21 protein-coding genes are annotated in these 25,450 nt (G+C 73.1%); 9 read left to right on the top strand and 12 right to left on the bottom strand.

Going from position 1 to position 25,450, the window contains the following annotated elements:
• Window positions 1–139 precede the first annotated feature (139 nt).
• Window positions 140–1,288 carry an LLM class flavin-dependent oxidoreductase gene (locus ACFWOG_RS24915; protein ID WP_329948557.1) on the bottom strand — a complete coding sequence of 383 codons (1,149 nt, stop codon included), beginning with the start codon at window positions 1,286–1,288 and terminating at the stop codon, window positions 140–142.
• Window positions 1,289–1,675: 387 nt separating this feature from the next.
• Here ACFWOG_RS24915 and ACFWOG_RS24910 point away from each other — a divergent pair, with 387 nt between their 5' ends.
• Window positions 1,676–1,999: an ATP/GTP-binding protein gene (locus ACFWOG_RS24910; RefSeq protein WP_380361044.1), complete on the top strand. Its 324-nt coding sequence runs from the start codon at window positions 1,676–1,678 to the stop codon at window positions 1,997–1,999.
• A 91-nt stretch (window positions 2,000–2,090) separates the two neighbouring features.
• Here ACFWOG_RS24910 and ACFWOG_RS24905 read toward each other — a convergent pair whose 3' ends face one another.
• Window positions 2,091–2,855, bottom strand: coding sequence for an ABC transporter permease subunit (locus tag ACFWOG_RS24905; protein WP_380361043.1), 765 nt, complete (start codon window positions 2,853–2,855; stop codon window positions 2,091–2,093).
• A gap of 1 nt (window position 2,856) precedes the next feature.
• Window positions 2,857–3,861, bottom strand: coding sequence for an ATP-binding cassette domain-containing protein (locus ACFWOG_RS24900; RefSeq protein ID WP_329883000.1), 1,005 nt, complete (start codon window positions 3,859–3,861; stop codon window positions 2,857–2,859).
• 92 nt (window positions 3,862–3,953) lie between these two features.
• Between ACFWOG_RS24900 and ACFWOG_RS24895 the strand changes: the two genes are divergently transcribed.
• Together ACFWOG_RS24895 and ACFWOG_RS24890 are read left to right on the top strand one after the other, a co-directional pair.
• Entirely contained in the window at window positions 3,954–4,751 is a 798-nt protein-coding gene (locus ACFWOG_RS24895; protein WP_380361042.1) for an alpha/beta fold hydrolase, read from the top strand.
• On the top strand, window positions 4,748–5,059 hold the full coding sequence (locus tag ACFWOG_RS24890; RefSeq protein WP_329948542.1) for a hypothetical protein: 312 nt from the start codon (window positions 4,748–4,750) through the stop codon (window positions 5,057–5,059). Before ACFWOG_RS24895 ends, ACFWOG_RS24890 begins: the two co-directional genes overlap by 4 nt.
• Window positions 5,060–5,253: 194 nt before the next feature.
• Here ACFWOG_RS24890 and ACFWOG_RS24885 read toward each other — a convergent pair whose 3' ends face one another.
• The 3 genes from ACFWOG_RS24885 to mce form a co-directional block, all read right to left on the bottom strand.
• On the bottom strand, window positions 5,254–6,183 hold the full coding sequence (locus tag ACFWOG_RS24885; protein WP_327680760.1) for a cellulose-binding protein: 930 nt from the start codon (window positions 6,181–6,183) through the stop codon (window positions 5,254–5,256).
• Window positions 6,184–6,290: 107 nt separating this feature from the next.
• On the bottom strand, window positions 6,291–11,006 hold the full coding sequence (locus tag ACFWOG_RS24880) for a hypothetical protein (RefSeq protein ID WP_380361041.1): 4,716 nt from the start codon (window positions 11,004–11,006) through the stop codon (window positions 6,291–6,293).
• A 600-nt stretch (window positions 11,007–11,606) separates the two neighbouring features.
• Window positions 11,607–12,050: a methylmalonyl-CoA epimerase gene (mce, locus tag ACFWOG_RS24875; RefSeq protein ID WP_329952217.1), complete on the bottom strand. Its 444-nt coding sequence runs from the start codon at window positions 12,048–12,050 to the stop codon at window positions 11,607–11,609.
• 258 nt (window positions 12,051–12,308) lie between these two features.
• Here mce and ACFWOG_RS24870 point away from each other — a divergent pair, with 258 nt between their 5' ends.
• Window positions 12,309–13,502 carry an acetyl-CoA C-acetyltransferase gene (locus tag ACFWOG_RS24870; protein ID WP_329882996.1) on the top strand — a complete coding sequence of 398 codons (1,194 nt, stop codon included), beginning with the start codon at window positions 12,309–12,311 and terminating at the stop codon, window positions 13,500–13,502.
• A 79-nt stretch (window positions 13,503–13,581) separates the two neighbouring features.
• Window positions 13,582–14,538, top strand: a complete 957-nt coding sequence (gene meaB / locus ACFWOG_RS24865; RefSeq protein WP_329952213.1) for a methylmalonyl Co-A mutase-associated GTPase MeaB — start codon at window positions 13,582–13,584, stop codon at window positions 14,536–14,538.
• 113 nt (window positions 14,539–14,651) lie between these two features.
• Here the strand turns inward: meaB and ACFWOG_RS24860 are convergent, their stop codons facing one another.
• The 4 genes from ACFWOG_RS24860 to ACFWOG_RS24845 form a co-directional block, all read right to left on the bottom strand.
• A complete protein-coding gene (locus tag ACFWOG_RS24860) occupies window positions 14,652–15,176 on the bottom strand; it encodes a MarR family transcriptional regulator (protein ID WP_329882994.1) in 525 nt (174 codons plus the stop codon).
• Between the two features lie 85 nt (window positions 15,177–15,261).
• Window positions 15,262–16,062 carry an AIM24 family protein gene (locus tag ACFWOG_RS24855; protein WP_329883202.1) on the bottom strand — a complete coding sequence of 267 codons (801 nt, stop codon included), beginning with the start codon at window positions 16,060–16,062 and terminating at the stop codon, window positions 15,262–15,264.
• 257 nt (window positions 16,063–16,319) lie between these two features.
• Window positions 16,320–16,970 (bottom strand): AIM24 family protein, encoded by a 651-nt coding sequence (locus tag ACFWOG_RS24850; RefSeq protein WP_329882993.1) that lies wholly within the window; start codon window positions 16,968–16,970, stop codon window positions 16,320–16,322.
• Window positions 16,970–17,608, bottom strand: coding sequence for an AIM24 family protein (locus ACFWOG_RS24845; RefSeq protein WP_329882992.1), 639 nt, complete (start codon window positions 17,606–17,608; stop codon window positions 16,970–16,972). Before ACFWOG_RS24845 ends, ACFWOG_RS24850 begins: the two co-directional genes overlap by 1 nt.
• 231 nt (window positions 17,609–17,839) lie before the next feature.
• On the opposite strand from ACFWOG_RS24845, the gene ACFWOG_RS24840 reads away from it, so the two are divergent.
• Window positions 17,840–18,163, top strand: a complete 324-nt coding sequence (locus ACFWOG_RS24840) for a DUF3817 domain-containing protein (RefSeq protein ID WP_329883201.1) — start codon at window positions 17,840–17,842, stop codon at window positions 18,161–18,163.
• A gap of 124 nt (window positions 18,164–18,287) precedes the next feature.
• Here the strand turns inward: ACFWOG_RS24840 and ACFWOG_RS24835 are convergent, their stop codons facing one another.
• On the bottom strand, window positions 18,288–19,901 hold the full coding sequence (locus tag ACFWOG_RS24835) for a M4 family metallopeptidase (RefSeq protein ID WP_329882991.1): 1,614 nt from the start codon (window positions 19,899–19,901) through the stop codon (window positions 18,288–18,290).
• Between the two features lie 486 nt (window positions 19,902–20,387).
• The gene (locus ACFWOG_RS24830) at window positions 20,388–22,025 is read right to left on the bottom strand and encodes a M4 family metallopeptidase (protein ID WP_380361040.1); all 1,638 of its coding nucleotides are present in this window, start codon (window positions 22,023–22,025) and stop codon (window positions 20,388–20,390) included.
• A 491-nt stretch (window positions 22,026–22,516) separates the two neighbouring features.
• Between ACFWOG_RS24830 and ACFWOG_RS24825 the strand changes: the two genes are divergently transcribed.
• From ACFWOG_RS24825 to ACFWOG_RS24815, 3 genes are all read left to right on the top strand, one after another.
• Complete coding sequence (locus ACFWOG_RS24825) at window positions 22,517–23,056, top strand: MarR family transcriptional regulator (RefSeq protein WP_329952210.1); 540 nt, start codon at window positions 22,517–22,519, stop codon at window positions 23,054–23,056.
• Between the two features lie 75 nt (window positions 23,057–23,131).
• The gene (locus tag ACFWOG_RS24820; protein ID WP_380361039.1) at window positions 23,132–23,473 is read left to right on the top strand and encodes a DUF3817 domain-containing protein; all 342 of its coding nucleotides are present in this window, start codon (window positions 23,132–23,134) and stop codon (window positions 23,471–23,473) included.
• A 244-nt stretch (window positions 23,474–23,717) separates the two neighbouring features.
• On the top strand, window positions 23,718–25,403 hold the full coding sequence (locus ACFWOG_RS24815; protein WP_329882987.1) for a methylmalonyl-CoA mutase family protein: 1,686 nt from the start codon (window positions 23,718–23,720) through the stop codon (window positions 25,401–25,403).
• The last annotated feature ends 47 nt before the right edge of the window (window positions 25,404–25,450 follow it).

Here is a 25,450-nt window from a genome sequence, read left to right as displayed (position 1 = left end):
CGGGGCGGGTGTCGCCCGCTCGCCTCGGGCCTGCTCGGGGCGGGTGTCGCCCGCTCGCCTCGGGCCTGCTCGGGGCGGGTGTCGCCCGCTCGCCTCCGGGTTGCTTCGGTTCGGTGCGCGCGGCCGGGTCCGACCGGCTTCAGCTCAGTTGCGGCAGCACCTCGGAGCCCAGCCGGGCGATGTTGTGCAGGGTGGCCTCGTGGTCGCCGCTTCCCTCGGCGAGCAGCGCGAAGCGGCGGATGCCGGTCCTTTCGGCGGTGGCCAGCAGCCGGTCCGCGCACTGCCTCGGCGTGCCCACCGCGTGCAGGTCGCAGAGGAGTTCGGTGTACTCGCGGGGGTCGCGCATCTTGCGTTCCCGGCCGTCCACCGTGCGGTGGGCGCCGAGCCCGTACTCGAACCACCCGGGCATCGCGCGCAGCAGGGTGGCCCGGGCCGCCGAGGTCCGGTCGTCCACCTGGGCCACGCCGGCCGCGACGTGCTGGCGGCCGACCCGCCGCAGCTGCTCCTCGCTGCGCCCGGCGGCCAGCCAGGCGGAACGATACAGCTCCAGCATGTGCAGCTTGTCGTCGTCGCCGGAGTGCATGCCGAGCAGCATCGGCAGGCCGCGTTCGGCGGCGTTCCGCACCCCGCCCGGCGAGGTGCAGGCGACCACCACCGGCGGGCCGGCGACCGGTCGGCCGACGGCGGTGAGCTCCTCGCCGGGGCCGTCGGCGTCCTGACGCTGGCGGGGGAACCGGAGCAGCCCGCTGCGTTCGTCGACGCCGAGCCAGGCGCCAAGGTCGGGGCGGCGGGGCGGCTCGGTGGCCCGGGGCACCACGGCCACTTCGGGGAACTCGAACTGCGGTCCGGACGCGCCCACCCGGGAGCCGCGCAGCCAGCGCAGCAGCAGGTCGAGCCGTTCCGGGAACCCCTGCTCGAAGGCCTCCACGCCGCCACCGAACACGTCCAGGTCGATCCAGGGCCCGCCGCGCCCCACGCCGAGCGTGAACCGCCCGCCGGACGTGAGGTGGAGCAGCGCGGCCTGTTCGCCGAGGGCCACCGGGTGGGCGGTGGAGAGCACGCTGACCGCCGTCCCGATGCCGATCCGCCGGGTGCGGCCGAGCAGCAGCGCGGCCAGGGTGGCGGCGTTCGGGCAGACCCCGTACGGGACGAAGTGGTGTTCGGCGAGCCAGACGCTGTCCAGCCCCGCGCGTTCGGCCTCGACGGCGGCGCGGACGGTGCGGTCCAGCGCCTCGCCGTGGGTCTGGCCCGGGAACTGTGCGGAGAGCAGGAAGGCGCCGACGAGCACGGGAGCGGTGTCCGCGGGTGCGGCACCGGCCCGTTGGACGGTCGGCAGGGGAGTGCCGGCGGTGCCCGTCGCGGCGGTGGTGGTCAGCGCCGGGCCGGGTGCCGGCGGGCGGACCCCGACGGGTCGGCGGGTCTCGGCGCGGGCGCTGGTTCTGGTCATACTGAGAGCCTCCTCGGGTGCGCGCAGGGTCTGCGGGCCCCGCCTGTCCCCTCGTGAGTAGCCCATGTCATGTGCCAATGGCACGCCGAACCACCAATTTCCCAGAAGAACGGGTGGATATCACGGGAAACACCGGAGCACGGTCCGATGCCGTGATAGAGACCCGGCGGGCGGCCCCCGGCCGTAGGCTTGAACGGTTCCGCGACCACCGTAGAGAGGTAGCCCGCCGTGTCGCCCCGCCGTAACCGGATCAAGATCGCAGCCGACCGCGAGCCGGCCGAGCAGGCCGCCCCGCCGGGGGGTGCGCTGCGCCGCACCGACAACTACCAGGGCGAGGACTGGGTGGTGCAGACGGTGGCGGGTACGGCGGGCCGGCACTACCGCTGCCCGGGGTGCGACCAGGAGATCCCGCCCGGTGTCGGCCATGTGGTGGCCTGGCCGATGCACGGCGCGGGGGTGGACGACCGCCGGCACTGGCACCGGGCGTGCTGGGGCGCCAGGGAACGCCGGGCCTCGAACCTGCTCCGCGGCCGCGGCGCGCCCCGGTACTGACGGCGACGCCCCTGCCCCCCGGCCGGCCGCGGCTCGGGAGGGGGAAGGGGCGTGGACCGTGCGGGGGCGGCGGTGGAGGCGGCGCGCGCCGTCAGGCGTCCCGCCGCTTCAGCACCAGCGCGCCGCCGGCCAGGGCGGCGACCGTCCAGGCCAGGCAGATGAGGAAGCCGGTCCACGGCCCGTACGGCTGGCCGTTCTGCTCGTACACCAGCATCATCCGGGAGCCCGCGTAGTCGGGGAAGTAGTGGGCCAGCGTCTTGACCTTCGGCACCGCCGACAGGATCGGCGAGAGCAGGAAGAAGAACGGGACCAGCACGCCCAGCGCCAGCGTCTGGTTGTGCAGCATCGCGGTGACGCCGGCCGAGAAGAGGCAGAGCATCGTCAGGTAGAGCGCGGCCCCGAACACCGCGCGCAGGACGTTCGGTTCGCCGAGGTCGGTGGAGTGGTCGCCGAGCAGGGCCTGGCCGACGAAGAAGGTGAGGAACGCCGTCACCAGCGAGACCGCCAGGGCGAGTCCGCCGAGCACCACCGCCTTGCCGGTGAGGAGCGTGCCGCGCTGGGGGACGGCGGCCAGGGTGACCCGGATCATCCCGGTGCTGTACTCGTTGCCGACCGCCAGCACCCCGAAGACGATGATGGCCAGCTCGCCGAGGATGATGCCGGAGAAGGCGGTGCCGGTGGCGTCGAAGGGGCTGTCGTCGCTCCGGAACTCCTCGAAGTTGTTGTGGGTGAGCAGCGACAGCAGGGCGCCGATGCCGAGCGTGATCACGAAGGTCAGGGCGAGCGTCCAGATCGTCGAGCGGACGCTGCGGATCTTGGTCCACTCGGACTGCAGGATCGCGGGGAAGGACGCCATCTCAGTTCTCCTCGGTACGGGGGGCCGCCGGCTGCGCCGCCTTGCCTCCCTGCCAGTCGGCGCCCCAGACGCCGGGTGCGCCGGCCGCGTCGCGGCCCGGGCCGTCCCCGGCGTGGTACTCCACCGAGTCGGCCGTCATCTGCATGAAGGCCTCCTCCAGGGAGGCCTGCTGCGGGCTGAGTTCGTGCAGCACCACGCCCTGTGCGGCGGCCAGCTCGCCGAGTGCGGCGAGGCTGCCGTCGACGACCTCGTACGAGCCGTCCGGGCCCGGTTCGTGCCGCACTCCGGCGCCGGCCAGGACGTCGAGCAGCCGTTCGGGCTGGGGGGTGCGCAGCCGGACGGCGGAGCGGGAGTTGCGGCGGATGAACTCGGCCATCGACAGGTCGGCGAGGAGCCGGCCCCTGCCGATGACCACCAGGTGGTCGGCGGTGACGGCCATCTCGCTCATCAGGTGGGAGGAGACGAAGACGGTCCGGCCCTCGGCGGCGAGGCGCTTCATCAGGTTGCGGATCCAGAGGATGCCCTCCGGGTCGAGTCCGTTGACCGGTTCGTCGAACATGACGATCTCCGGGTCGCCGAGCAGGGCGGAGGCGATGCCGAGCCGCTGGCCCATGCCGAGCGAGAAGCCCCGGGCGCGCTTGCGGGCGACCGGGGTGAGACCGACGAGGGCGAGCGCCTCGTCGACCCGGCGGGTGGGGATGCGGTTGCTCTGGGCGAGCCAGAGCAGGTGGTCCCGGGCCGTGCGCCCCGGGTGGACGGCCTTGGCCTCCAGCAGCGCGCCGATGTACTTGAGCGGTTCGCTGAGCTGCCCGTACCGTCTGCCGTCGATGGTGACGCGGCCGCCGGTGGGCCGGTCCAGGTCGAGGATCATGCGCATGGTGGTGGACTTGCCGGCGCCGTTGGGGCCGAGGAACCCGGTGACCACGCCCTGGGGGACCTTGAAGCTCAGCCGGTCCACGGCGAGGGTCTTGCCGTAACGTTTTGTCAGCTCGTGCAACTCGATCATTCGCGCTCCCTTACTCTCCGTCAGGCTATGACAAAGGGGACAATGCGGCCCGCTGAGTGGGCCCGCCGGGCGCACCGGAATACGGTGTGCCCATGACCCAGCTCCCCTCCGCAGTGTCGGTCCGCGAGAGCGGTACCGGAACTCCCCTCGTGCTGCTGCACGCCTTTCCGCTCAACGCCGCCATGTGGTCCTCCCAACTGGACGAGCTGCCCGGACCGACCGGGGACGAGGCCCGGGTGATCGCCCCCGACCAGCGCGGCTTCGGAGGCACCGTGCTGGGCACCGACGAGCCCTCGCTGGACGCGGTCGCCGACGACGTCGCCCTGCTGCTGGACGCGGCCGGGGTCGACCGGGCGGTGCTCGGGGGCCTCTCGATGGGCGGGTACGTGGCGCTGGCCTTCGCCCGCCGCCACCCCGACCGGCTGGCGGGCCTGCTGCTGGCGAACACCAAGGCCACCGCCGACACGGAGGCCGCCCGGGCCAACCGGGAACGGATCGCCTCCGCGGTGCTGGCCCGCAACAGCGTCCGGCTGCTGCTCGACGAACGGATGGCGGCCGGCCAGCTCGGCCCGGACTCGCAGCACCTGGCCGACCGGGTGCAGACGCTGATCGCCGCCGCGCTGCCGGCCGCCGTCGCGTGGGCGCAGCGGGCCATGGCGGCCCGGCCGGAGACGCTGGACGTCCTGGCCGGGCTGCGAGTGCCGACCACGGTGGTGGCGGGTGCGGAGGACGGCCTCGTGCCGCTCGCCGAGGCGGAGCTGATGGCGCGGGCCCGGCCGGACGCGGAGCTGACGGTGCTCCCCGGGGTGGGTCACCTGAGCGCGATCGAGGCGCCGGAGGCGTTCAACGCGGCCGTGCGCCGGCTGCTGGTCCGGGTGGCCGCCGGATGAAGGACGAGCGGGAGCGCTGGGACTTCTCGGCGCTGGAGGTGACCGGCCGGATGCCGGTGACCAACCGGGGCGAGGGACTGCTCGAACTGACCCTGGAGCCACTGGGAGAGGACTACTGGATGCGTCCGGGGGAGACGTTCATCGTCTCCTCGTACGGGGACTTCGGCTCGGGTCACCCGTTCGAGGTGCAGTACTGGCCCGATTCGGTGTCGGTCTGGTGCACCTCGTGGTTCGGCACCGTCTCGGACGACGACGGCAACCAACTGAGCTGCGGGCACCAGCGGCCGGACGGCGCGTACCCGCGCTGAACGCGCCCCGGGGCGGCCCGGGAAGCCCCCGGCCGTCTCCCGGGCTTCCTGGGGGCCTCCGGGGCCCCTGTGACGCCGGCGGTCACGCCGGTCCCGGAGGCGGCCCCCGGAGGCGGCCCCGGAAACGGGGGAGCCGGTCCCGGACAGCACGACGGGCCCCCACCCCGGAGGGTGGGGGCCCGTCGGTCAGGGCGTCAGCGCGACTGCTGGGCGGGCACGCCCAGGGAGTCGTCGCCCGGCAGCGAGGCGGCGGCCACGGCCGCGCCGGTCAGCGTCGCCAGCATCTCGCGGACGTTGGTCAGCTGGGCGTTGATGCTGTCGCGGCGGTTGGTGAGCGCCGCCAGCTCGCGCTCGGACTCGCTGCGGATCCGGTCGGCCTTGGCGTTCGCGTCGGCCACGATGTCCTCGGACTGGCGCTGGGCCGTCTCGACGGTCTGACGGGCACGGCGCTCGGCGTCGGTCCGCAGCTTCTCGGCCTCCAGGCGGAGCTGCTCGGCCCGGTGCTCGATCTCGGCCAGACGCTTCTCGGCCTTGGCCTGACGGGCGGCGAGGTCGCGCTCGGACTGCTCGCGGCGCTTGGCCAGGTTGGTCTCGAACTCCAGCGCGGCCTGGGCGGCCTTGGTGCGGGTCTCCTCGAAGAGGGCGTCCGCCTCCTCGCGCTTGTTCTGGGCGTCCTTGTTGGCCTCGGCCCGCAGCTGGGCGCTGTCGCTCTTGGCCTTGTCGACGATCCGCAGACCCTCGTCCTCCGCCTTGGCCTTGCGGTCCTTGGCGTAGTTCTCGGCCTCCGTGCGGACCTGCTGGGCAGCCGCCTCGGCCAGCTCGCGGTGCTGCTCGGCGGCGCGGTGCGCCTCGTCGCGCAGGTCCTTGGCCTCCTCCTCGGCGAGCCGCAGGATCTTCTCGACCCGGGCGCCGAGACCCGCGTACGAGGGCTCCGCCTCGGCGACCGCCGCCTGGGCGGTCTGGGTCTCCAGGTGGAGCTCCTCGATGCGCTTCTCGAGTGCGCTGATCCGGGTCAAGGCACTGTCACGGTCGGCCACCAGCTTGGTGATCCGCTCGTCGACCTGGGCGCGCTCGTACCCACGGCGCACCAGGTCGAAGCCGTGAGGGGAGTGACTGTCGCTCATGGGGTTCTGGGCTTCCTGTCGTCAAACCGCTGAGGTGGTTGAGGGAATCCTGACACGGTACCGGAGTGTCGACGGCGAAACGCCGTTGTCTCGCGGACAATGTCCGCTCAATCGGGTGGTGCGCTCTTGGAGCGATTGCCACTCGACCGGGGAGCGCCAACTCCGGCACCGGCCTTGGCACCCCCGTCCTTCTTGGTGGTGCTTCCCCCGTTTGCCTGCGCGACCGGCGACGGCGCCTCGAAGGCCTCCAGCGCGGACAGCACGTCCTGCACGCGGGAGATCTCCGTGTTGATGTCCTTGCGGCGGCGCACCAGCTCGTCCAACTCGCGACGGCCCTCGTCGGTGACCCGCTTCGCCTCGGCCCGTGCCTCGGCGAGCAGCCGCTCGGCCTCCGCCTTCGCCAGCTCGACCTGCTCGTCCGCGGCCTCGTCGGCGGCCCGCAGCCGCTTCTCCACCTCGGCCGCCGCCGAGTCGAGCCGCTCCTCCGCCTCGTCCTGGGAGGACTTCAGCTTCGCCTCGGCCTTGATGATCAGTGCCTCGGCGCGGCTGGTCGAGTCGGAGAGCTTGGTCTCGGCCTCCTTGAGCAGGCCCTCGGCCTTGCGCACGGCCGAGATCCGGACCTTGCTGGCCTCCGCGGACGCCACCGAGGTCAGCTCGTTGGCGCGGTCCTCGGCGCCCGTGACCAGCGCCGCCGCCCGCTCCTCGGCCTCGGCGACGGTGGCGACCGCCTGCTCCTCGGCCTCGGTCAGCTGCTCCTGGGCGGCCGTCACCAGCGCGTCCACCCGCTCGCCGGCCGACTTCATGGCCTGCGCGTTCTCCTTGCGGGCGCGCTCGTGCAGGGCCTCGACCTCGGCGTCGGTGCGCTCGCGGAGCTCCTCGGCACGCTCACGGATCGCCGTGGCGTCCCGGCGGGCCTCGGAGAGCAGCGCGTCGGCGTCGGCCCGGCCCTTCTCGACCGCGTCCTGACCGGCCGCCTCGCCGGCCCCGACCAGCCGGTCGGCCTCCTTGCGGGCGGCCGCGACCATCGCGTCCGCCTGCTCCTCGGCGGCGGCCGTGGTGGCCAGCGCGGTGGTCTGGGCGTCCTCACCGAGCGACTCGGCGTCCGCGAAGGCCTTCTCCAGGACCGACTTCGCCTGGTCGCGGGTGGCCTTGTCGAAGTGCTCGGCGGCCTCGCGGATCTCGGCGTCGAAGGCGTCGGCACGGGCGTGGGTCGCCGTGTCGTAGTCGTCCGCGAGGCTGCGGGTGGCGAACGCGTACTCCTCGGCCTCGGCACGCAGCTGGGCGGCGAAGTCCTCCGCCTCGGCGACCAGCGCGGCCGACCGGTCCCCGGCGGCGGCCACAGTCCGGGCGGCCAGTGCCTCGGCCTCGGCGCGCTGCTGCTCGGCGGCCTCCTGGGCGGCATGCAGCTCGGCCTCGGCGTCGGCCCGCACCTGCTGGTCGTAGGCGTGCGCCTCGGCGTGGCGGCGGGACAGTTCGGCGTCGGCGGCCTCCCGCTCGGCGGTCAGCTCAAGCTCGGTCTGCTCACGCAGGGCTGCCGTCTCGGCGGCGGTCCGGGCGCGCAGGTCGGCGGTCTCGCGCTCGGCGAGCGCCCGCTGCTCGGCGGTCTCGCGGTCGGCCAGGGCCCGCTGTTCGGTGGTCTCGCGGTCGGCGGCGTCGTGCAGCTCGGCCACCGCGCGGTCGGTGCGCTCGCGCAGCTCGGTCGTCTCGCGGTCGGCGAGCGCCCGCTGTTCGGTGGTCTCCCGGTCGGCGGTGTCGCGCAGGTCCGCGGCGGCCTGCTCGGCCCGCTCCCTGACCTCGGCGGCCTCCCGCTCGGCGGCGGCCCGCAGATCGGCGATCTGCTGCGAGGCGGTCGCGTGCAGGCCGGCCACCGACTGGCGGACCTCGGCGGCCTCCTCCTCGGCGGCCTCGATCAGCGCGGCGGCCTCCAGATCGGCGGCGGCGATCAGGTCCTCGCCGTCCAGACGGGCCTGCTCCAGCACCTCGCCCGCCTCGGCGCGGATCGAATCGGCGGTGGCGCGGGCCTCGGACAGCTCCCGGCCGGCCTCGGCGCGGACCGTCCCGGCCTGCTCGTCGGCCAGCGCCAGCTCGGCCTCGGCCCGCTCGCGCATCTCCTTGGCGGCCTTCTCGGCCTCGGCCCGGCGCCGCTCGGCGGCGGCCCGGGCGGCCTCCAGCGTCTGCTCGGCCTCGGCCCGCAGCCGGGCGGTCTCGGCGGTGGTGCGGTCGGTGAGTTCGGTGGCGGCTTGTTCGGCTTCGGTGCGGACGCGGGTGGCGTGTGCCTCGGCGGCTTCGCGCAGTGCCGTGGTCTCGGCGGTGGTGCGGTCGGTAAGTTCGGTGGCGGCTTGTTCGGCTTCGGTGCGGACGCGGGTGGCGTGTGCCTCGGCGGCTTCGCGCAGTGCCGTGGTCTCGGCGGTGGTGCGGTCGGTGAGTTCGGTGGCGGCTTGTTCGGCTTCGGTGCGGACGCGGGCGGCGTGTGCCTCGGCGGCTTCGCGCAGTGCCGCGGTCTCGGTGGCGGTGCGGTCGGTGAGTTCGGTGGCGGCCTGCTCCGCCCGCTCACGGGCCGCCGTGGCGGCGGCCAGGTGCTCGGCGGTCTCCTCGCGCTCCCGCTGCAGACCGGCGGACGCCTCCTCGCGTTCGCGCCGGCTCTCCTCGCGCAGCGCCTCGGCGGCGGCCTCGGCCTCGGCCCGGCTCCGGGCCACCTCGGTGTCGGTCTCGGTCCTCAGCCGCTCCGCGTCGGCGACGGCGGCGGCCCGGACGGAGGTCGCCTCGGCCTCCGCGTCGGCCCGCAGGACCTCTGCGGCGGTGCCCGCCTCGGCACGCACCCGCTGGTCGAACTCGTGTGCCTCGCGGCGCAGTTCGGCTGTCTCGCGCTCGGCGGCGGCCCGGTTCTCGGCAGCCGCGGCCTTGGCCGCGGCGAGCGCGCCCCGGCCCTGCTGCTCGGCCGTGGCCGTGATCTTCGCGGCCTCCGTGCGGGCCCGCTCCAGGGTCTGCTCGGCCCGCCCCTGGGTCTCGGTGGCCTGCTCCTTGGCCTGCGCGCGCAGGCGCTCGATCTCGCCGGCCGCGCCCGCGCGGAGCTCGTCCGCGTCGGACTTGGCCTTGGTGAGCAGCTCCTCGGCGTTCTTCGCCGCCTCCTCGATCTGCAGGACGGCCTGCCTGCGGGCCTCGCCGCGCACCCGGTCGGCCTCGGCGGCGGCCTGGGCGCGAAGCTCCTCGGCCTCGGCGCGCAGCCGCGCGGCCTCGTCCTGCATCTCCTGGATCCGCTCGCGGATGGCGGCGGCGTCGTCCAGGGCGGCGTTCTGGGCGGCCTCGACGGCCGCGCGGGCCTGCTCGCGCAGCCGCTCGGCCTCGGCGGCGGCCTCGGTGCGGATCCGGTCGGCCTCGGTGGTGGCCTCGGTGCGGGTCGTCTCGACGTCCCGGCCGGCCCGGGCCAGCATCTCCTCGGCGGTCTTGGCGGCCTTGGCCAGGTGGACGGCGGCGTCCTTGGCGCCGGCGGCCCGGCCGGCCTCCTCGGCCTCGCCGCGCAGCCGCGCGGCGGTGGCCTCGGCGTGCGCCCGAAGCTCGGCGACGTCCCGCTCGGCCTGGCCGCGCAGCTCGGCGATCGCGGCCTCGGCCTCGGCGCGCAGCTGTCCGGCCACCGACTCGGCGGTGGCGCGCAGCCGCTCGCTCTCCTCGGAGGCGGCGGCCTTGGCGGCTTCCGCCTGGGCCTGCTTGGTGGAGGCTTCGGCGCGGATCGCCTCGGCCTCCTTGGTGGCCTGGGCGACCATCCGGGCGACCTCGGCCCGGGCGGTCTGCGAGCGCTGCTCGCTGGCGGCCTCGCCGTCGGCGACCTTCCGCTCGGCGGCGGCCTCGGCGTCGGCCTGGAGCTGCTCGGCGGCGACCTCGGCCCGGGCCCGCAGTTCGGCGGCCTCCTGGCGGGCCCGCTCGGCCTCGGCGATCGCCTCGGCGCGCAGCCGCGCTATCTCCGCCTGGGCGTGGGCGAGCGCCTGCTCGGCGCGGGCCTGCTCGGCGGCGGCCTCCTCCTTGAGCCGGCCGATCTCGGCGTGGGCGACGGTCAGCTGCTGTTCGGCGGCGACGTGCGCGGCGGCCAGCTGCTGCTGGGCTTCGCCGCGGGCGGCGTCGACGTCGGCGGCGGCCTGGGCGCCGGCCTGCTGGGCCTGCTCGGAGGCGGCGCGCAGCATCCGCTCGGCGTCGGTGTGGGCGCGCTGGAGGGCGGCCTCGGCGGCGGCGTGGGCCTCGCCGCGGGCGGCGTCGACGTCGGCGGCGGTCTGCGCCCGGGCCTGGTCGGCCAGGGCGGTGGCCTCGGCGCGGGCAGCGGCCATCATCCGGTCGGCCTCGGCGCGGGCGTCCTGGAGGAGGCGCTGGGCCTCCTGCTCGGTGCCGGCCCGGGTCTGCTCGGCCCAGTTGACGTTCTCGTTGACGTGCTGTTCGGCGCTGCGCCGCAGCTCGGCGAGCTCGTCCTCCAGCTGGCGGCGACGGGCGGCCAGCTCGGCCTCCAGCCGGGCCGTGCGCTCGGCGGCCTCGGCCATGATGCGCTGGGTGGCGGCCTGGGAGTCGCGAAGCTGGCGTTCCGCGTCGGCGCGCAGCTGCTGCGCCTGCATCTCGGCAGTGCGGAGCATCTGCTCGGCCTGGCCGGAAACGGCGTCGAAAGCGCGCGGCTGGGCCAGCATGCGACGGGACTCGTGCAGCTTGGCCCGGAGTACCTCCACCTGGTAGGCGAGGTCCTCGGCATGCTCGACTGCCTTTTCCCGTTCCTTCCGAGTCCGATCCATGTCGGCCTCGAACTGGGAGAGGTGGTCGTCAACCTCGTAGCGGTCGTAGCCCCGCACTCCGCGGTCCCATCCATCTCCTGGTCGCGTCCTCGACCCGGCCGGTCCGGTGCTCCCGTTGTCCGGGCGCTGGTCCGACTGGTCCTTGCATCCGCGCTCGTGCGGGCGGCCCCGTCCTTGGGGGCACCCGCCGCGGTCGTGGGAGTCCGGGGCTTGGGAGCGCGGTCGATCCGCGTTCCCCCGTCCGGGTGGACTCCTGGGCGAACTCTTGCCTTGTGGAGAATGGTGACAGATCCGTCTTGCGACTGTTCAGCCGTGCCCGCGAAATGGACTCCCCTGCGACGGGCCTCCCACCGGGGCGGACGGGCCTGTCTTCGGCCGTGCCCGTCGTCCCCGTCCCCCGGAGTCTTCGCGCACCTGGGCATTGTAGTGGGAGCGCCTTGCGGGGGAATGGCCGCGTGGGGGTTTTCCGGCTCGCCGCCCGAGGTTACCGGCGGGTCATGGGCGTGGAGGGGCGGTGGCACGGCGGCGGACGGGCGTCCGGGGGGCCCGAGGAGTGCCGGAGGAGTCGCCGGGAACGGGGCCGGGGAGAGACGCCGAAGCGGCCGGGAAGCGGCGGGGAGGAGCCGGGTGCCGCCGCCCGGCGGCACCCGGCGTCGCTCAGTGGGCCTCGTGCTCGCCCGGCTTCGCGGCGGTGACCAGCTCGGTCAGTACGCCGCCGCAGTCCTTCGGGTGCAGGAAGGTGATCCGGGAGCCCATCGAGCCGATCCGCGGCTCCTCGTAGAGGACCCGGACGCCCTTGGAGCGGATCTCCTCGGAGTCGGTGTCCACGTCGGCGGTGCCGAAGGCGATGTGGTGGACGCCCTCGCCGTTCTTCGCCAGCCACTTGCCGACCGGGGAGTCCTCGCGGATCGGCTCCAGCAGCTGGAGGTAGGAGGCGCCGCCGTCGCCGGTGTCGTTGATCTTGAGCATGGCCTCGCGGACGCCCTGCTCCTCGTTGACCTCGCTGTGGAACACCTCGAAGCCGTAGGTGGAGCGGTAGAACTCGACCGTCTTGTCGAGGTCGTGGCAGGCGATGCCGATGTGGTCGATACGGGTCAGCACGGTGGCCTCCGGATGCGGCGCGGGTGACAGGTCGGCAACAGTGCAGCGCATGCGGGTCCGCGGCGCCAGCGATCCCGGTGCGAGCCTGCTCACACGGGAGGCCCGGCGGCAAGGGTTCACCCGGACCGGGTTGACACGGTGTTGACTGGAGGGTGCCAGTGCGCTCGATCACACGGTCGGTCCGGTGACGGGCGGGTAGCAGGTCAGTACATTGAGCGGCATCCTCACCTGGCCACGACGTGCGAAGGGGCCCGTCCTATGACCAACACCACCTCTGTGATCGTTGCCGGTGCACGGACCCCGATGGGTCGGCTGCTCGGTTCGCTCAAGGGCTTTTCCGGCGCCGAACTCGGCGGCTTCGCGATCAAGGCGGCGCTGGAGCGGGCCGGTGTCACGGGCGACCAGGTCCAGTACGTGATCATGGGCCAGGTGCTGCAGGCCGGCGCCGGCCAGATCCCGGCCCGCCAGGCCGCCGTCAGGGCCGGTATCCCGCTGAGCGTCCCCGCGCTCACCATCAACAAGGTGTGCCTCTCGGGTCTGGACGCCATCGCCCTGGCCGACCAGCTGATCCGGGCCGGCGAGTTCGACATCGTGGTGGCGGGCGGCCAGGAGTCCATGACCAACGCCCCGCACCTGCTGCCGAAGTCCCGCGAGGGCTACAAGTACGGCGCGATCGAGCTGCTCGACTCGATGGCCCACGACGGCCTGACCGACGCCTACGAGAACATCCCGATGGGCGAGTCCACCGAGAAGCACAACGCCCGGCTGGGCATCCCGCGCGAGGTCCAGGACGAGATCGCGGCCGCCTCGCACCAGCGCGCCGCCAAGGCCCAGGCGGACGGCGTCTTCGACGCCGAGATCGTCCCGGTGGCCGTCCCCCAGCGCAAGGGCGAGCCGGTCCTGTTCAGCCAGGACGAGGGCATCCGCGCCGACACCACCGCCGAGGGCCTGGCCCGGCTGCGCCCGGCCTTCACCAAGGACGGCACCATCACCGCCGGCACCTCCTCGCAGATCTCGGACGGCGCCGCGGCCGTGGTCGTGATGAGCAAGGCCAAGGCCGAGGAGCTGGGCCTGAGCTGGATCGCCGAGATCGGCGCGCACGGCAACGTCGCGGGCCCGGACAACTCGCTGCAGTCGCAGCCGTCCAACGCGATCCGGCACGCGGTCGCCAAGGAGGGCATCGCCGTCGGGGACCTCGACCTGATCGAGATCAACGAGGCCTTCGCCGCCGTCGCCCACCAGTCGACCAAGGACCTGGGGGTGTCGTCGGAGATCGTCAACGTCAACGGCGGCGCGATCGCGCTCGGGCACCCGATCGGCATGTCCGGCGCACGGGTGGTGCTGCACCTCGCGCTGGAGCTCCAGCGCCGCGGCGGCGGTGTCGGCGCGGCCGCGCTCTGCGGTGGCGGCGGCCAGGGCGACGCGCTGATCGTCCGGGTTCCCAAGGCCTGACCCGTCACAGGAAACCCACTCAGGGGCTGCGGACCGCCACAGGCGGGCCGCAGCCCTTCGGCGCAAGGAGCAGCTACCCATGATCGATGTGCCGACGCTGGTCGAGCAGGCCCGGCAGGGCCGTCCGCGGGCGGTAGCCCGACTGATCTCGCTGGTCGAGAACGCCGCACCCGAGCTGCGCGAGGTGATGGCCGCGCTGGCGCCGTACGCCGGGCGCGCCTACACCGTCGGGCTGACCGGCTCGCCGGGCGTGGGCAAGTCCACCTCCACCTCGGCGCTGGTCTCCGCCTACCGGCGGCTGGGCAAGCGGGTGGGGGTGCTGGCGGTCGACCCGTCCTCGCCGTTCTCCGGCGGCGCGCTGCTCGGGGACCGGGTCCGGATGCAGGACCACGCGACCGACCCCGAGGTGTTCATCCGCTCGATGGCCACCCGGGGCCACCTGGGCGGCCTCTCCTGGACCGCCCCGCAGGCGCTGCGCGTGCTCGACGCGGCCGGCTGCGACGTCATCCTGGTCGAGACGGTCGGTGTCGGCCAGTCCGAGGTGGAGATCGCCGCGCAGGCCGACACCACCGTGGTGCTGCTCGCCCCCGGCATGGGCGACGGCATCCAGGCCGCCAAGGCCGGGATCCTGGAGATCGGCGACCTCTTCGTGGTCAACAAGGCCGACCGGGACGGCGCCGACGCCACCGCCCGGGAGCTGAACCACATGCTCGGCCTCGGCGGGCCGCGCGAGCCGGGGGACTGGCGGCCGCCGATCGTGAAGACCGTCGCGGCCCGGGGCGAGGGCGTGGACGAGGTGGTCGAGGCGCTGGAGAAGCACCGCGCCTGGCTGGACGAGCACGGTGAGCTGGCCGTCCGCCGCCGCCGCCGGGCGGCCGACGAGATCGAGGCGATCGCGCTGGCCGCGCTCCGCGCCCGGATCGGCGACCTGCGCGGCGACCGGCACCTGACCACCCTGGCCGAGCGGGTGGTGGCCGGGGAGCTGGACCCGTACGGGGCGGCCGACCGGCTGGTCGCGGGGCTCACGGCGGCCTGACCGGTCCGTGCGGAAGGCCGGCACCCCTCGTGCGGGGCGCCGGCCTTCGTCCCGCGCGGCGGTTCGTTCCGTCGTGCGGCGGTTCCGTGTCGCGCGGTGGTTCGGGGGCCGGGTCAGGAACGGCCGCGGAGCCCGCGCAGGTGCTCGGCCACCGGGGCGAGCGCCTCGTACATCGCGTCCAGCTGCTCGGGCGTGAAACGGTCGATGAAGTGCGCCCGGACGCTGCGGACGTGGTCCGGGGCGACCCGCTGCATGGTCTCCCAGCCCTGTTCGGTGAGGTGGGCGTACAGGCCGCGGCGGTCGCCCGGACACTCCTGCCGCAGCACCAGGCCGGCGTTCTCCATCCGGGTGATCTGGTGCGAGAGCCGGCTCTTGGACTGGAGGGTCGCGGTGGCGAGGTCGGTCATCCGCATCCGGCGCTCGGGGGCTTCGGAGAGCACGACCAGGATCTCGTAGTCGTTGATCGCCAGGCTGTGCGGCTGGAGTTCGCGGCCGAGCTGGTAGTCGAGCAGCTTGGCGACCTCCAGGTGGGCCCGCCACAACCGCTGCTCCCGGGAGGACAGCCAGGGGGTCTCCTCCTCGGGGCCCGCGGGCTGCGAGGAGGAGACGTCGGCCGGGGCGATCGTGTGCGTGTCCATGGACACAGCATACCCCAATTAGTTCAATGTTGTACGAATTTACCGGCGTTCACGAACGCCGGCGTACGGATCCGGCCGGGGCGGCTCAGAGTCCGAAGCGGCGTCCGAGGTCGCCCAGGTTACCGAGGCCCGGCACGTTCGGGCCCCCGTGGCCCTGGGCGTGCTGCGGCGGCACCCCGCCCATCGGCACGCCGGCCTCGGCGTGCACCTGGCCGACCGCGCGCTCGGCCATCAGCACCTCGGTCGACTGCAGCAGCACCTGGCCGGCGCCGATGAACTCGAACTGGTGCTCCTCGCCGGACGCCCCGCCCAGCCCGGTCAGCCGGCGGATGCCGCCGATCACCCCGTGCATGTAGTCGTGGTCGTAGTGGTGGCACGGCGCCGGGCAGTCCGCCCAGCCCACCAGTGCCTGCGGGTCCACCCGGATCGGCGGCTCGACGAAGTGCACCGGTCCGTTGGAGGCGGCGACGAACTTGCCGCTGCCGATCAGGGTGAGGAACCCGGGGATGATCGACTGCTTGAGCCGCAGTGTGGGCTCGTACGCGAGGAGGTTGCCCGAGCGGACCGTCAGGTTGCCCTCCTCCAGGTCGTAGGAGTTCAGGTCGAAGGCGCGGTCGGCCAGCAGCAGCTTGCCCCGGCCCTCGGCGACCACCCAGTCCGCCGCGTGCATCGGCGAGTTGAAGTGCTGCCCGAGCATCCGGTCGATCGCGCCGGCGCCGACGCCCTTGAAGGAGATGTCGCCGTAGTAGGCGATCATCTTGCCCTTCTGCAGGAAGTACGACCCGTTGAGGTCCACCGAGAAGGCGTACGGGTTGACGTTGTCGTTGACCGGCAGGCTGTGCACGTCGTGCACCACCGGGCCGGAGCCGTCCTGGGCCTTGGGCAGCGGGGCCTGGGCGCCGCCGAACTGCTCCTGGGCGTACTGCTGCGGCGGCTGGGCCGGGTAGCCCTGCTGCGGGGGCGGCGGGTACCCCTGCTGCGGGTAGCCCGGCGGGGGCTGCGGCGGGTAGGGCTGTCCCTGCTGCGGGTACCCCTGCGGCGGGTAGGGCTGCCCCTGCTGGGGGTAGCCGGGCTGCGGGTAGCCGGGCTGGGTGGGCTGCCCGTACGGGTCCTGCCCGTACGGGGGCTGCGGCGGGTAGGACATCAGAGCTTCTCCTCGCTCGCCTGCACGTACACCGCGCCGTTCCCGGACAGCTCCAGCTGGAACGCCTCGCCGGAGCCGCGCCCGATCATGTCGCGCCACCCCAGCGCGGTGGACAGCTTGTTCTGGACCTGGCCGCGGTGCGCGACGTAGGCCTGCGGGTCGACGAACACCGGCTGGTGCGGGGTGATCGGCAGCTCGAAGACGCCGCCGTGCGCCATCACCGCCACCGCGCCGTGGCCGTCCAGCTTGGTGGTGAACAGGCCCTGTCCGGTCACCTGACCGCGGACCATGCCCATCACACCGCCCTGCGAGCCCATGAACATGGTGGACTGCTGGAGCGAGCCCTCGAAGGCCAGCAGCCGGTCCGCCTCGACGTACAGGGTGTCGCCGGTGAGGTCGATGACCTGCACGTGGTGGCCGCCGTGGCCGAACATCACGCTGCCGTGGCCCTCGACGCTCATCAGCGGGGTGTCCTCGTTGGCCACCCGGCGGCCGATCATCGACATGACCCCGCCCTGCCCGCCGGTGATGTTCGGCGTGAACCGGACCTCGCCGCGGTACGCGAGCATCGCGCCGCGCTGGCTGAACAGCCGCTGGCCGGGAACGACCACGGCTTCGATCATCTTGCTGTTGATCTTCGTGAACGCCATCAGACGTCGCCCCCGACGGTCAGCTTCTCGGACGGCTGCACGTAGACCAGGCCCTCGCCGGCGAACTCGACCTGCACGGCCTCGCCGCCGCCCTCGCCGATGAAGGTGCTCCAGCCGGCGCCCGACTTGATGGAGCGGTTGAGGTTGCCGGTGTGCGCCACGTACGCACCCGGGTCGACCCGCAGGGGCATGCCCTGGGTGACCCGGAGGATGATCGCCGGACCCTTGGAGGTGACCGCGGCCCAGCCGTGGCCCTCGACCTTGGTGGTGAACAGGCCGTTGCCGGAGGAGACGCCGTTCAGCCCGGTGAAGCTGGTACCGGTCTTCAGCGTCGCCTCGGTGCAGAGCAGGTTGTCGGACTCGACGTACAGCGTCTCGCCGTTCAACCGCACGAGGTTGATCTCGGTCGCGCGGTCGGCGAAGTAGCAGGTGCCCTGTCCCTTCACCTCCATGACCGTCATCTGCTCGCCGGTCAACCGGCGGGTCACCATGCCCCGTAGGCCGTCGCCGCCGCCGCTGAGCTTCTTGAAGCCCATCTGGCCGGTGTACGCGACCATTGAGCCGTTTCTGGCCTTCACGGCGTCGCCCGTCATGTCGACGGCGAGCACCTTGGACCCCTGGAGTCGAAACTGTGCCACGGGCGCAATCTAGCGGGCCGCGGGCGGCCCGGGGGAGGGGGTGGGGGTGTTCTGGTACGCATCTGGGACAAAGCGGGGGTCCGGACTCCGCTCCGGACCCGGCTCCGCGCCCCTGCACCGCACCCCTGCTCCGGACCCCGGCCGAGGACCCGGACATGTGCTCGGTGATAATGGGCCGGACGCTTGTGAGCCGGTTCACAAGTGATCTCCGACCCCCGCATCGAGGTACCCATCGTGAACAGCAGCGCCGTCCACCGCCTGCGCCTGGTCTCCGGCCCCGAAGGGGTCTCCTTCCTCCTCCTGCTGCTGTGCTCGGTGCTGAAGCGCACCACCAGCTTCAACGGCGTGCCCGTGATGGGCATGATCCACGGGATCCTCTTCATCCTGTACGTGGTCTTCTGGATCATGGCCTGGCAGGCGCAGAAGTGGGACGTCAAGCGCGGCGCCGTGCTGTTCATCCTTTCGGTGCTCCCCGGCGGCGGCTTCGTCGCCGAGCGGATGCTCGCCAGGGAGGAGCGCGCCGGCGGCCCGGTCGGGAAGCCCGTCACGGCCTGAGCCGCCGACCGGTCCGACCCCGCCGCGAACGCCGACAGGCTGCCGGGGCCCCCTCTCCCAGTGGGCCCCGGCAGCCTGTCGCTTTTCCGGGAGTGGTCCGGTGGCGACTAGTTGACCTTCACCGCTAGTTGACGTTCACCGCGCTCCAGGCCGCGGCCACGGTGTTGTACTCGGTGCTGCCGGCGCCGTAGAGGTCCTTGGCGGCGTTCAGCGTGCCGGTGCGGGCCGCCTTGTAGTTGGTGCTGGAGGTGAAGTAGGTGGTCAGCGCGCGGTACCAGATCGCCCCGGCCTTGGCGCGGCCGATGCCGGTGATCGTGGAGCCGTTGGAGGTCGGGCTGTTGTAGCTGACGCCGTTGATCACCTTGGCGCCGCTGCCCTCCGAGAGGAGGTAGAAGAAGTGGTTCGCGACGCCGGAGGAGTAGTGGACGTCGATGCCGCCGATGCCGGAGTACCAGGAGTCCTTGGACGAGCCGTCCTTGGAGGGCTTGTCCAGGTAGCGCAGCGGCTGGCCGTTGCCGAAGATGTTGATCTTCTCGCCGATCAGGTAGTCCGGCACGTCCACCGGCAGATTGGCGTACCACTCGACCAGGGTGCCGAAGATGTCCGAGGTGGCCTCGTTGAGGCCGCCGGACTCGCCGGAGTAGGTGAGGTTGGCGGTGGCGGAGGTGACGCCGTGGGCCATCTCGTGGCCGGCCACGTCGATGGCGGTCAGCGGGTTCGAGTTGCCGGTGCCGTCGCCGTAGGTCATGCAGAAGCAGGAGTCCTGCCAGAACGCGTTGACGTAGGCGTTGCCGTAGTGGACCCGGCTGCTCGCGCCGACGCCGTTGTTCTTGATGCCGTTGCGGTTGAAGGTGTTCTTGAAGTAGTCCCAGGTGGCGCTGGCGCCGAACTGCGCGTCCACCGCGGCCGACTGGGTGTCGGAGGCGAGGCCGTTGCCCCAGTTGTTGTCCGCGTCGGTGTACAGCGCGTTGCCGCTCTTCGCGTTCCCGGTCCACTGGTTGCCGCGGGACGCGTCCTTGAGCTGGTAGGTGGAGCCGCTCTGGGTGGTGGTCAGGGTGACCGAGCCGACGTGGACGCCCTTGCCGGTGCCGGTCGCGGTCTGCACCTCCTCGTGGGTGGAGAGCACCTTGCCGCTGGCGGCGTCGGTGATCAGCCGCTGGCTGCTCGGGGTGCCGTCGGCCCGCTCGCCGTGGACCACCGTCTGGTAGGCGAGGCGGGGGCTGCCGTCGCCCGCCCAGACGACCAGGGTGGGCGGGCTCGCGCCGTCGACCCGGCTGACCGGGATCTCGTCCGCGTCGGCGGCGATGCCGACGGTGGCCCGGACCGAGTCGACCGCCTGGGTGGAGGCCGTGCCGGCGGAGAGCGCGGGGGTGAGGCTCGGCAGAGAGAGCCGGCCGTCGAAGGCGCGGTCGACGGAGGTGATCGTCCCGTTGGCCTTCTGGTGCACGATCAGGTCGCCGCCGAGCACCGGCAGGCCGGCGAACGTCCGGTCGTAGCGCAGGTGCCGGGTGCCGTTGGCGTCGACGATGGCGTCCTTGACGACCAGCGTCTCCTGGCCGCCGAGCGCGAGGGCCTGGGCGAGCGGCGCGGCCTGCTGGCCGGCCAGGGCGATCAGGGCTTCCCGCTGCTGGACCGGCGCGGGGGGCGCGGCCTGGGCGGGGGCGGCGGCGACCTGGATGGCGCCGGCCAGCAGAGCGGTGGCGGAGAGTACGGCGCCGGCTGTCAGCTTTCGCTTCACGTACGGGGTTCCTTCCACGAAACCGCGGGTGCGCGGTCACGCCGCATACCGGGGCACCGGGGTTGGCGCCGTGGGGCGGTAGGGCGTTGACGTGCTGTCCCGTGCGGCCTGGCGGTCCGTCGATGGGTGGGGGCGACGGCCGCCCGACGGGGCGTGGTCAGAAGCATGACAATGCAGGTTGTGAAAGAACAGGGTGCGGCCGGCGATTGGCCAGGTCCCGCCACGCGCAGGTGCGGGAGGTGACGGAGCGCCGGGTGTCCGGTTCGGGGCGGTTCGTCCGGCTGGCGGGATCCCGCCAGCCGACGGGCCTTGCCGGGCCCGGCGGCCGTTGCTACCGCGCGCCCGTGCCCGTGCCCGCGCCCCCGGCGCTCGCGCGTACGGGCGGCGCGTGGACGCCCGGTGCCCGCCGGTGGCGGAGGTCCGGGAACGCCGGACGCCCGGGGCCTCCCCTCCCAGTGAGGACCCCGGGCGTCCGGCACGCGGACGTCAGTTGACGTTGACGCCGCTCCACGCGGCGGCCACCGCGTTGTACTCGGTGCTGCCGGCGCCGTAGAGGTCCTTGGCGGCGCTGAGGGTGCCGGTGCGGGCCGCCTTGTAGCTGGTGGTGGAGGTGAAGTAGACGGTCAGCGCGCGGTACCAGATCGCCGCGGCCTTGGTGCGGCCGATCCCGGTGACGGTCGAGCCGTTGGAGGTCGGGCTGTTGTAGCTGACGCCGTTGATCACCTTGGCGCCGCTGCCCTCGGCCAGCAGGTAGAAGAAGTGGTTGCCGACGCCCGAGGAGTAGTGGACGTCCAGGCTGCCGACGCCCGAGGACCAGGAGTCGGCCGATCCGCCGTCCCTGGAGGGCTTGTCCATGTAGCGCAGCGGCGTGCCGTCACCGTTGATGTCGATCTTCTCGCCGATCAGGTAGTCCGGCTTGTCGGCGGGGAGGTTGGCCGACCACTCGACCATGGTGCCGAAGATGTCCGAGGTGGCCTCGTTGAGGCCGCCGGACTCGCCCGAGTAGTTGAGGCCGGCGGTGGCCGAGGTGACGCCGTGGGTCATCTCGTGGCCCGCGACGTCCAGTGCGGTCAGCGGGTGCGTGTTGCCGTCGCCGTCGCCGTAGGTCATGCAGAAGCAGGAGTCGTTCCAGAACGCGTTGACGTAGTTCTTGCCGTAGTGGACGCGGCTGGTGGCGCCGACGCCGTTGTTCTTGATGCCGTTGCGGCCGAAGCTGTTCTTGTAGTAGTCCCAGGTGGCCGCGGCGCCGAACTGCGCGTCCACGGCGGCCGACTGGCGGTTGGCGGCAGTGCCGTCGCCCCAGGTGTTGTCGGCGTCGGTGAGCAGCGTGCCCGACCCGGAGGTCCTGCCCTTGAGGTCGCTGGTGGACTGTCCGCCGCGGGAGGCGTCCTTCAGCGAGTAGCCGCCGCTCGCGGTGGAGGTGGTCAGCGGGACGCTGCCGACGAAGACGCCCGTGCCGGTGCCGGAGGCGGTCTGCACCTGCTCGTGGCTGGAGAGCACCTGACCGGTGGCGGCGTCGGTGACCAGCAGCTGGCTGCTCGGGGTGCCGTCGGCGCGGAGGCCCTCGACGGTGGTCCGGTACGCCAGGCGCGGGTTGCCGTCGGCGGCCCAGACGACCAGCTGGGCGGCGCCCGCCCGGCGGACCTCGGTCACCGGGGACTCGTCCTTGTCGGCGGCTATGCCGACGGTGGACTGCACCGCGCCGGTGGCCTGCGAGGCGGCCTGGTCGGCGGGGATCCCGGGGGTCAGGCTGGGCACCGCGATCTGCGCGGCGACGGCCTTGTCGACCGCCTTCACCGCGCCGTCGGGCGCCTGGTGCACCACCAGGTCGCCGCCGAGCACGGGGAGGCCGGCGAAGGTGCGCTCGAAGCGGAGGTGTCGGGTGCCGTCGGCGTCCACGACGGCGTCCTTGGCGACCAGCGTCTCCTGGCCGCCCAGGGCGAGCGCCCCGGCCAGCGGGCCGGACTGGCCGCCCGCCAGCGCGATCAGGTCGGCGCGGTGCTGCGCGGCCTGCGCCTGGGCGGACGGGGTCGGGGTGGCCTGGGCCGCGGTGCTCACCTGGATGACGCCGGTGAGGAGGGCGGTGGCGGAGAGTACGGCGCCGGCTGCGAGCTTTCGCTTCACGTACAGGTCCTTCCGGAAAACCGCGTGTGCGCGGTCGCACCTCGCTCCGGGGTGCCGGGGTTGGCACCTGAGGGGCGGAACGGGCGCTGACGTGCTGCTCCGTGCGGTCCCCGGCGGTCACCGGTGAGTGGGGGCGGTGATCGCCGGACGGGGCTGGGCGAAAGCATGACAATCCAACAAGTGAAATGACAGGTCTGCTTCATCGATTGGCCAGGTCTCGCCAATGCGGCGGATCGTGAACAGGGCGACAAAGGGGGACGAATCGCCCTTCGCGCGGCGGGTCACCGCCCGGACCGAGGCCTGATCCCGGGCCGGACGCCGGTTCGTCGGTCAACCACCGGACCCGGCCTGCGGGTTGGCGGGGGTTCACATCCGTGCAACGTCCTGGTCCGGACCTGGTGGACCGGCTGGCGTGATCCCGCCACGTGTCGCACTTGTCCACCATCAGGACGCCTGGTAGCACCAGCCCCACCCGCCGGTACGGTAAGGGCGTGGCCAAGCCCCTCGCACTCGACTTCGATCCGATCGCCCGCGCCGACGAGCTGTGGACCCGCCGCTGGGGAGCCGTCCCCTCGATGGCGGCGATCACCTCGATCATGCGCGCCCACCAGATCCTGCTCGCCCGCGTGGACGCGGTCCTCAAGCCGTACGGACTGACCTTCGCCCGCTACGAGGCGCTGGTGCTGCTCACCTTCAGCCGGACCGGCGAGCTCTCGCTCTCCAAGGTCGGCGAGCGGTTGATGGTCCACCCGACCAGCGTCACCAACACGGTCGACCGCCTGGAGCGGGCCGGCCTGGTCGCCCGCCGCCCCAATCCGCTGGACGGCCGCGGCGTGCTCGCGACGATCACCGCGCGCGGTCGCGAGGTCGTCGAGGAGGCCACCCGCGGGCTGATGTCGGTGGAGTTCGGCCTGGAGGAGTACGACGCGGACCAGTGCCGCGAGGTGTTCGACCTGCTGCGTCCGCTGCGGGTGGCGGCCGGCGACTTCGACGAGTCGGAGGCCGAGGGGCCTGCGCGGGGCGGGGCGTGAGGACGGCTACCCTCGTGGGAGCGGTGCGCGGAACGGGCGTGCCCCCCGATCCTGCCGAGCGAGGCGATTGAAGATATGAAGGCGACCCCCCTGCTGGGCTGGTACCGGGCCCTGGCCATTGCGACCGGTGCGGCTCTGCTGGTGTTCTGCGGCTTCATGGTGGCGAAGTACGGCTTCGACGCGGCCGAGGGCGCGACCACGTACGTGGCGATGCTGCACGGCTACCTCTACATCGGGTACTTCGTGGTGACCTTCATGCTCGGGCAGAAGCTCAAGTGGCCGCTGGGCCGGATGATCCTGACCCTGGCCGCCGGCTGCATCCCGTTCGCCTCCTTCGTCGCGGAGCGCAAGGTGGTCGCCGAGGCCGCCGCGAAGCTGCCGTCCGGCGACGCCGCCCGCCAGCCCGCGGGCGTCTGACCACAGGTGTTCCACAGGGCGCTCTCCCCCGTCGGGGAGGGCGCCCTCGTGCGTGCCGCACCCCGTGGCGTACCCCGTGCCGTACCCCGTTCCGCCCGGGGGCCGCCCGTCGGCCGCCGAATTCCCCGCATGTCGTACCGGACGTCCGTCGACAATTACTAGGACGTCCGAGTAAATTAGTAGGACGTCCTAACAGCAGTGTCGCCCGCTGGTGCGGCGGCCGTACGGAGCGGAGTTCGGGGTCATGGACGCCGAGGAGATCGAGCGCGGACGTCAGCGCTGGCAGCAGCGGTACGACAGCGCCCGCAAGCGGGACGCGGACTTCACCACCCTCTCCGGGGACGAGGTCGAGCCCGTCTACGGGCCGGCCCCCGGGCAGGCCTACGAGGGATTCGAGCGGATCGGCTGGCCGGGCGAGTACCCGTACACCCGGGGCCTGCACCCGACCGGCTACCGCGGCCGGACCTGGACCATCCGCCAGTTCGCCGGCTTCGGCAACGCCCAGCAGACCAACGAGCGGTACCGGATGATCCTGGAGGCCGGCGGCGGCGGCCTCTCGGTCGCCTTCGACATGCCCACGCTGATGGGGTACGACTCCGACGACCCCAAGTCGCTCGGCGAGGTCGGCCACTGCGGCGTGGCCATCGACTCGGCCGCCGACATGGAGGTGCTGTTCGGCGGCATCCCGCTGGGCGAGGTCACCACCTCGATGACGATCAGCGGCCCGGCCGTCCCCGTCTTCTGCATGTACCTGGTCGCCGCCGAGCGCCAGGGCGTCGACCCGGCGGTGCTCAACGGCACCCTGCAGACCGACATCTTCAAGGAGTACATCGCCCAGAAGGAGTGGCTCTTCGCCCCGGAGCCGCACCTGCGCCTGATCGGCGACCTCATGCAGTACTGCGCCGAGGGCATCCCGGCGTACAAGCCGCTCTCGGTCTCCGGCTACCACATCCGCGAGGCCGGGGCCACGGCCGCGCAGGAGCTGGCGTACACCCTGGCCGACGGCTTCGGCTACGTCGAGCTGGGCCTCTCCCGGGGCATGGACGTGGACGACTTCGCGTCCGGCCTCTCCTTCTTCTTCGACGCGCACCTGGACTTCTTCGAGGAGATCGCCAAGTTCCGCGCCGCCCGGCGGATCTGGGCCCGGTGGATGCGCGACCGGTTCGGCGCGAAGACCGACAAGGCGCAGTGGCTGCGGTTCCACACCCAGACCGCCGGCGTCTCGCTCACCGCCCAGCAGCCGTACAACAACGTCGTCCGCACCGCCGTCGAGGCGCTCTCGGCGGTGCTCGGCGGCACCAACTCGCTGCACACCAACGCGCTGGACGAGACCCTGGCGCTGCCCTCCGAGCAGGCCGCCGAGATCGCCCTGCGCACCCAGCAGGTGCTGATGGAGGAGACCGGCATCACCAACGTGGCCGACCCGCTGGGCGGCTCCTGGTACGTCGAGGCGCTCACCGACCGGATCGAGCAGCAGGCCGAGGAGATCTTCCGGAAGATCCTCGACAAGGGCCGGGACGACCACGAGATCGGCCCGATCACCTCCGGCATCCTGCGCGGGATCGAGGACGGCTGGTTCACCGGCGAGATCGCCGAGGCGGCCTTCCAGTACCAGCAGGGGGTGGAGAAGGGGGAGAAGCGGGTCGTCGGCGTCAACTGCCACCCGCGCAGCGTCACCCCCGAGCTGGAGATCCTGCGGGTCAGCCACGAGGTGGAACGCGAGCAGGTGCGGGTGCTGGGCGCACGCAAGGCGGCCCGGGACGACGCCGCGGTCCGGGCCGGGCTGGACGCGATGCTGGCCGCCGCGCGGTCCGGTGCGTCGATGATCCCGCCGATGCTGGACGCGGTGCGGGCCGAGGCGACCCTGGGCGAGATCTGCAACGCGCTGCGCGACGAGTGGGGCATCTACCGGGAGACCGCCCGGTTCTGACCCCGCCCGCCCCGGCGGGCCGAGAGCCGCCCCGCACCTCCGTGTGC

The sequence above is a fragment of the Kitasatospora sp. NPDC058406 genome (assembly GCF_042722765.1).
Classification (GTDB): Bacteria; Actinomycetota; Actinomycetes; order Streptomycetales; family Streptomycetaceae; genus Kitasatospora.
This window is presented reverse-complemented; position numbering and strand designations above follow the sequence as displayed.

Coding starts and splice junctions, on each gene's coding strand:
- ACFWOG_RS24900 (WP_329883000.1), bottom strand. CDS start 3,861: ATGATCGAGTTGCACGAGCTGACAAAACGTTACGGCAAGACCCTCGCC.
- ACFWOG_RS24815 (WP_329882987.1), top strand. CDS start 23,718: ATGGACGCCGAGGAGATCGAGCGCGGACGTCAGCGCTGGCAGCAGCGG.
- ACFWOG_RS24820 (WP_380361039.1), top strand. CDS start 23,132: ATGAAGGCGACCCCCCTGCTGGGCTGGTACCGGGCCCTGGCCATTGCG.
- ACFWOG_RS24905 (WP_380361043.1), bottom strand. CDS start 2,855: ATGGCGTCCTTCCCCGCGATCCTGCAGTCCGAGTGGACCAAGATCCGC.
- ACFWOG_RS24850 (WP_329882993.1), bottom strand. CDS start 16,970: ATGGCGTTCACGAAGATCAACAGCAAGATGATCGAAGCCGTGGTCGTT.
- ACFWOG_RS24890 (WP_329948542.1), top strand. CDS start 4,748: ATGAAGGACGAGCGGGAGCGCTGGGACTTCTCGGCGCTGGAGGTGACC.
- meaB (WP_329952213.1), top strand. CDS start 13,582: ATGATCGATGTGCCGACGCTGGTCGAGCAGGCCCGGCAGGGCCGTCCG.
- ACFWOG_RS24860 (WP_329882994.1), bottom strand. CDS start 15,176: ATGGACACGCACACGATCGCCCCGGCCGACGTCTCCTCCTCGCAGCCC.
- ACFWOG_RS24885 (WP_327680760.1), bottom strand. CDS start 6,183: ATGAGCGACAGTCACTCCCCTCACGGCTTCGACCTGGTGCGCCGTGGG.
- ACFWOG_RS24870 (WP_329882996.1), top strand. CDS start 12,309: ATGACCAACACCACCTCTGTGATCGTTGCCGGTGCACGGACCCCGATG.
- ACFWOG_RS24895 (WP_380361042.1), top strand. CDS start 3,954: ATGACCCAGCTCCCCTCCGCAGTGTCGGTCCGCGAGAGCGGTACCGGA.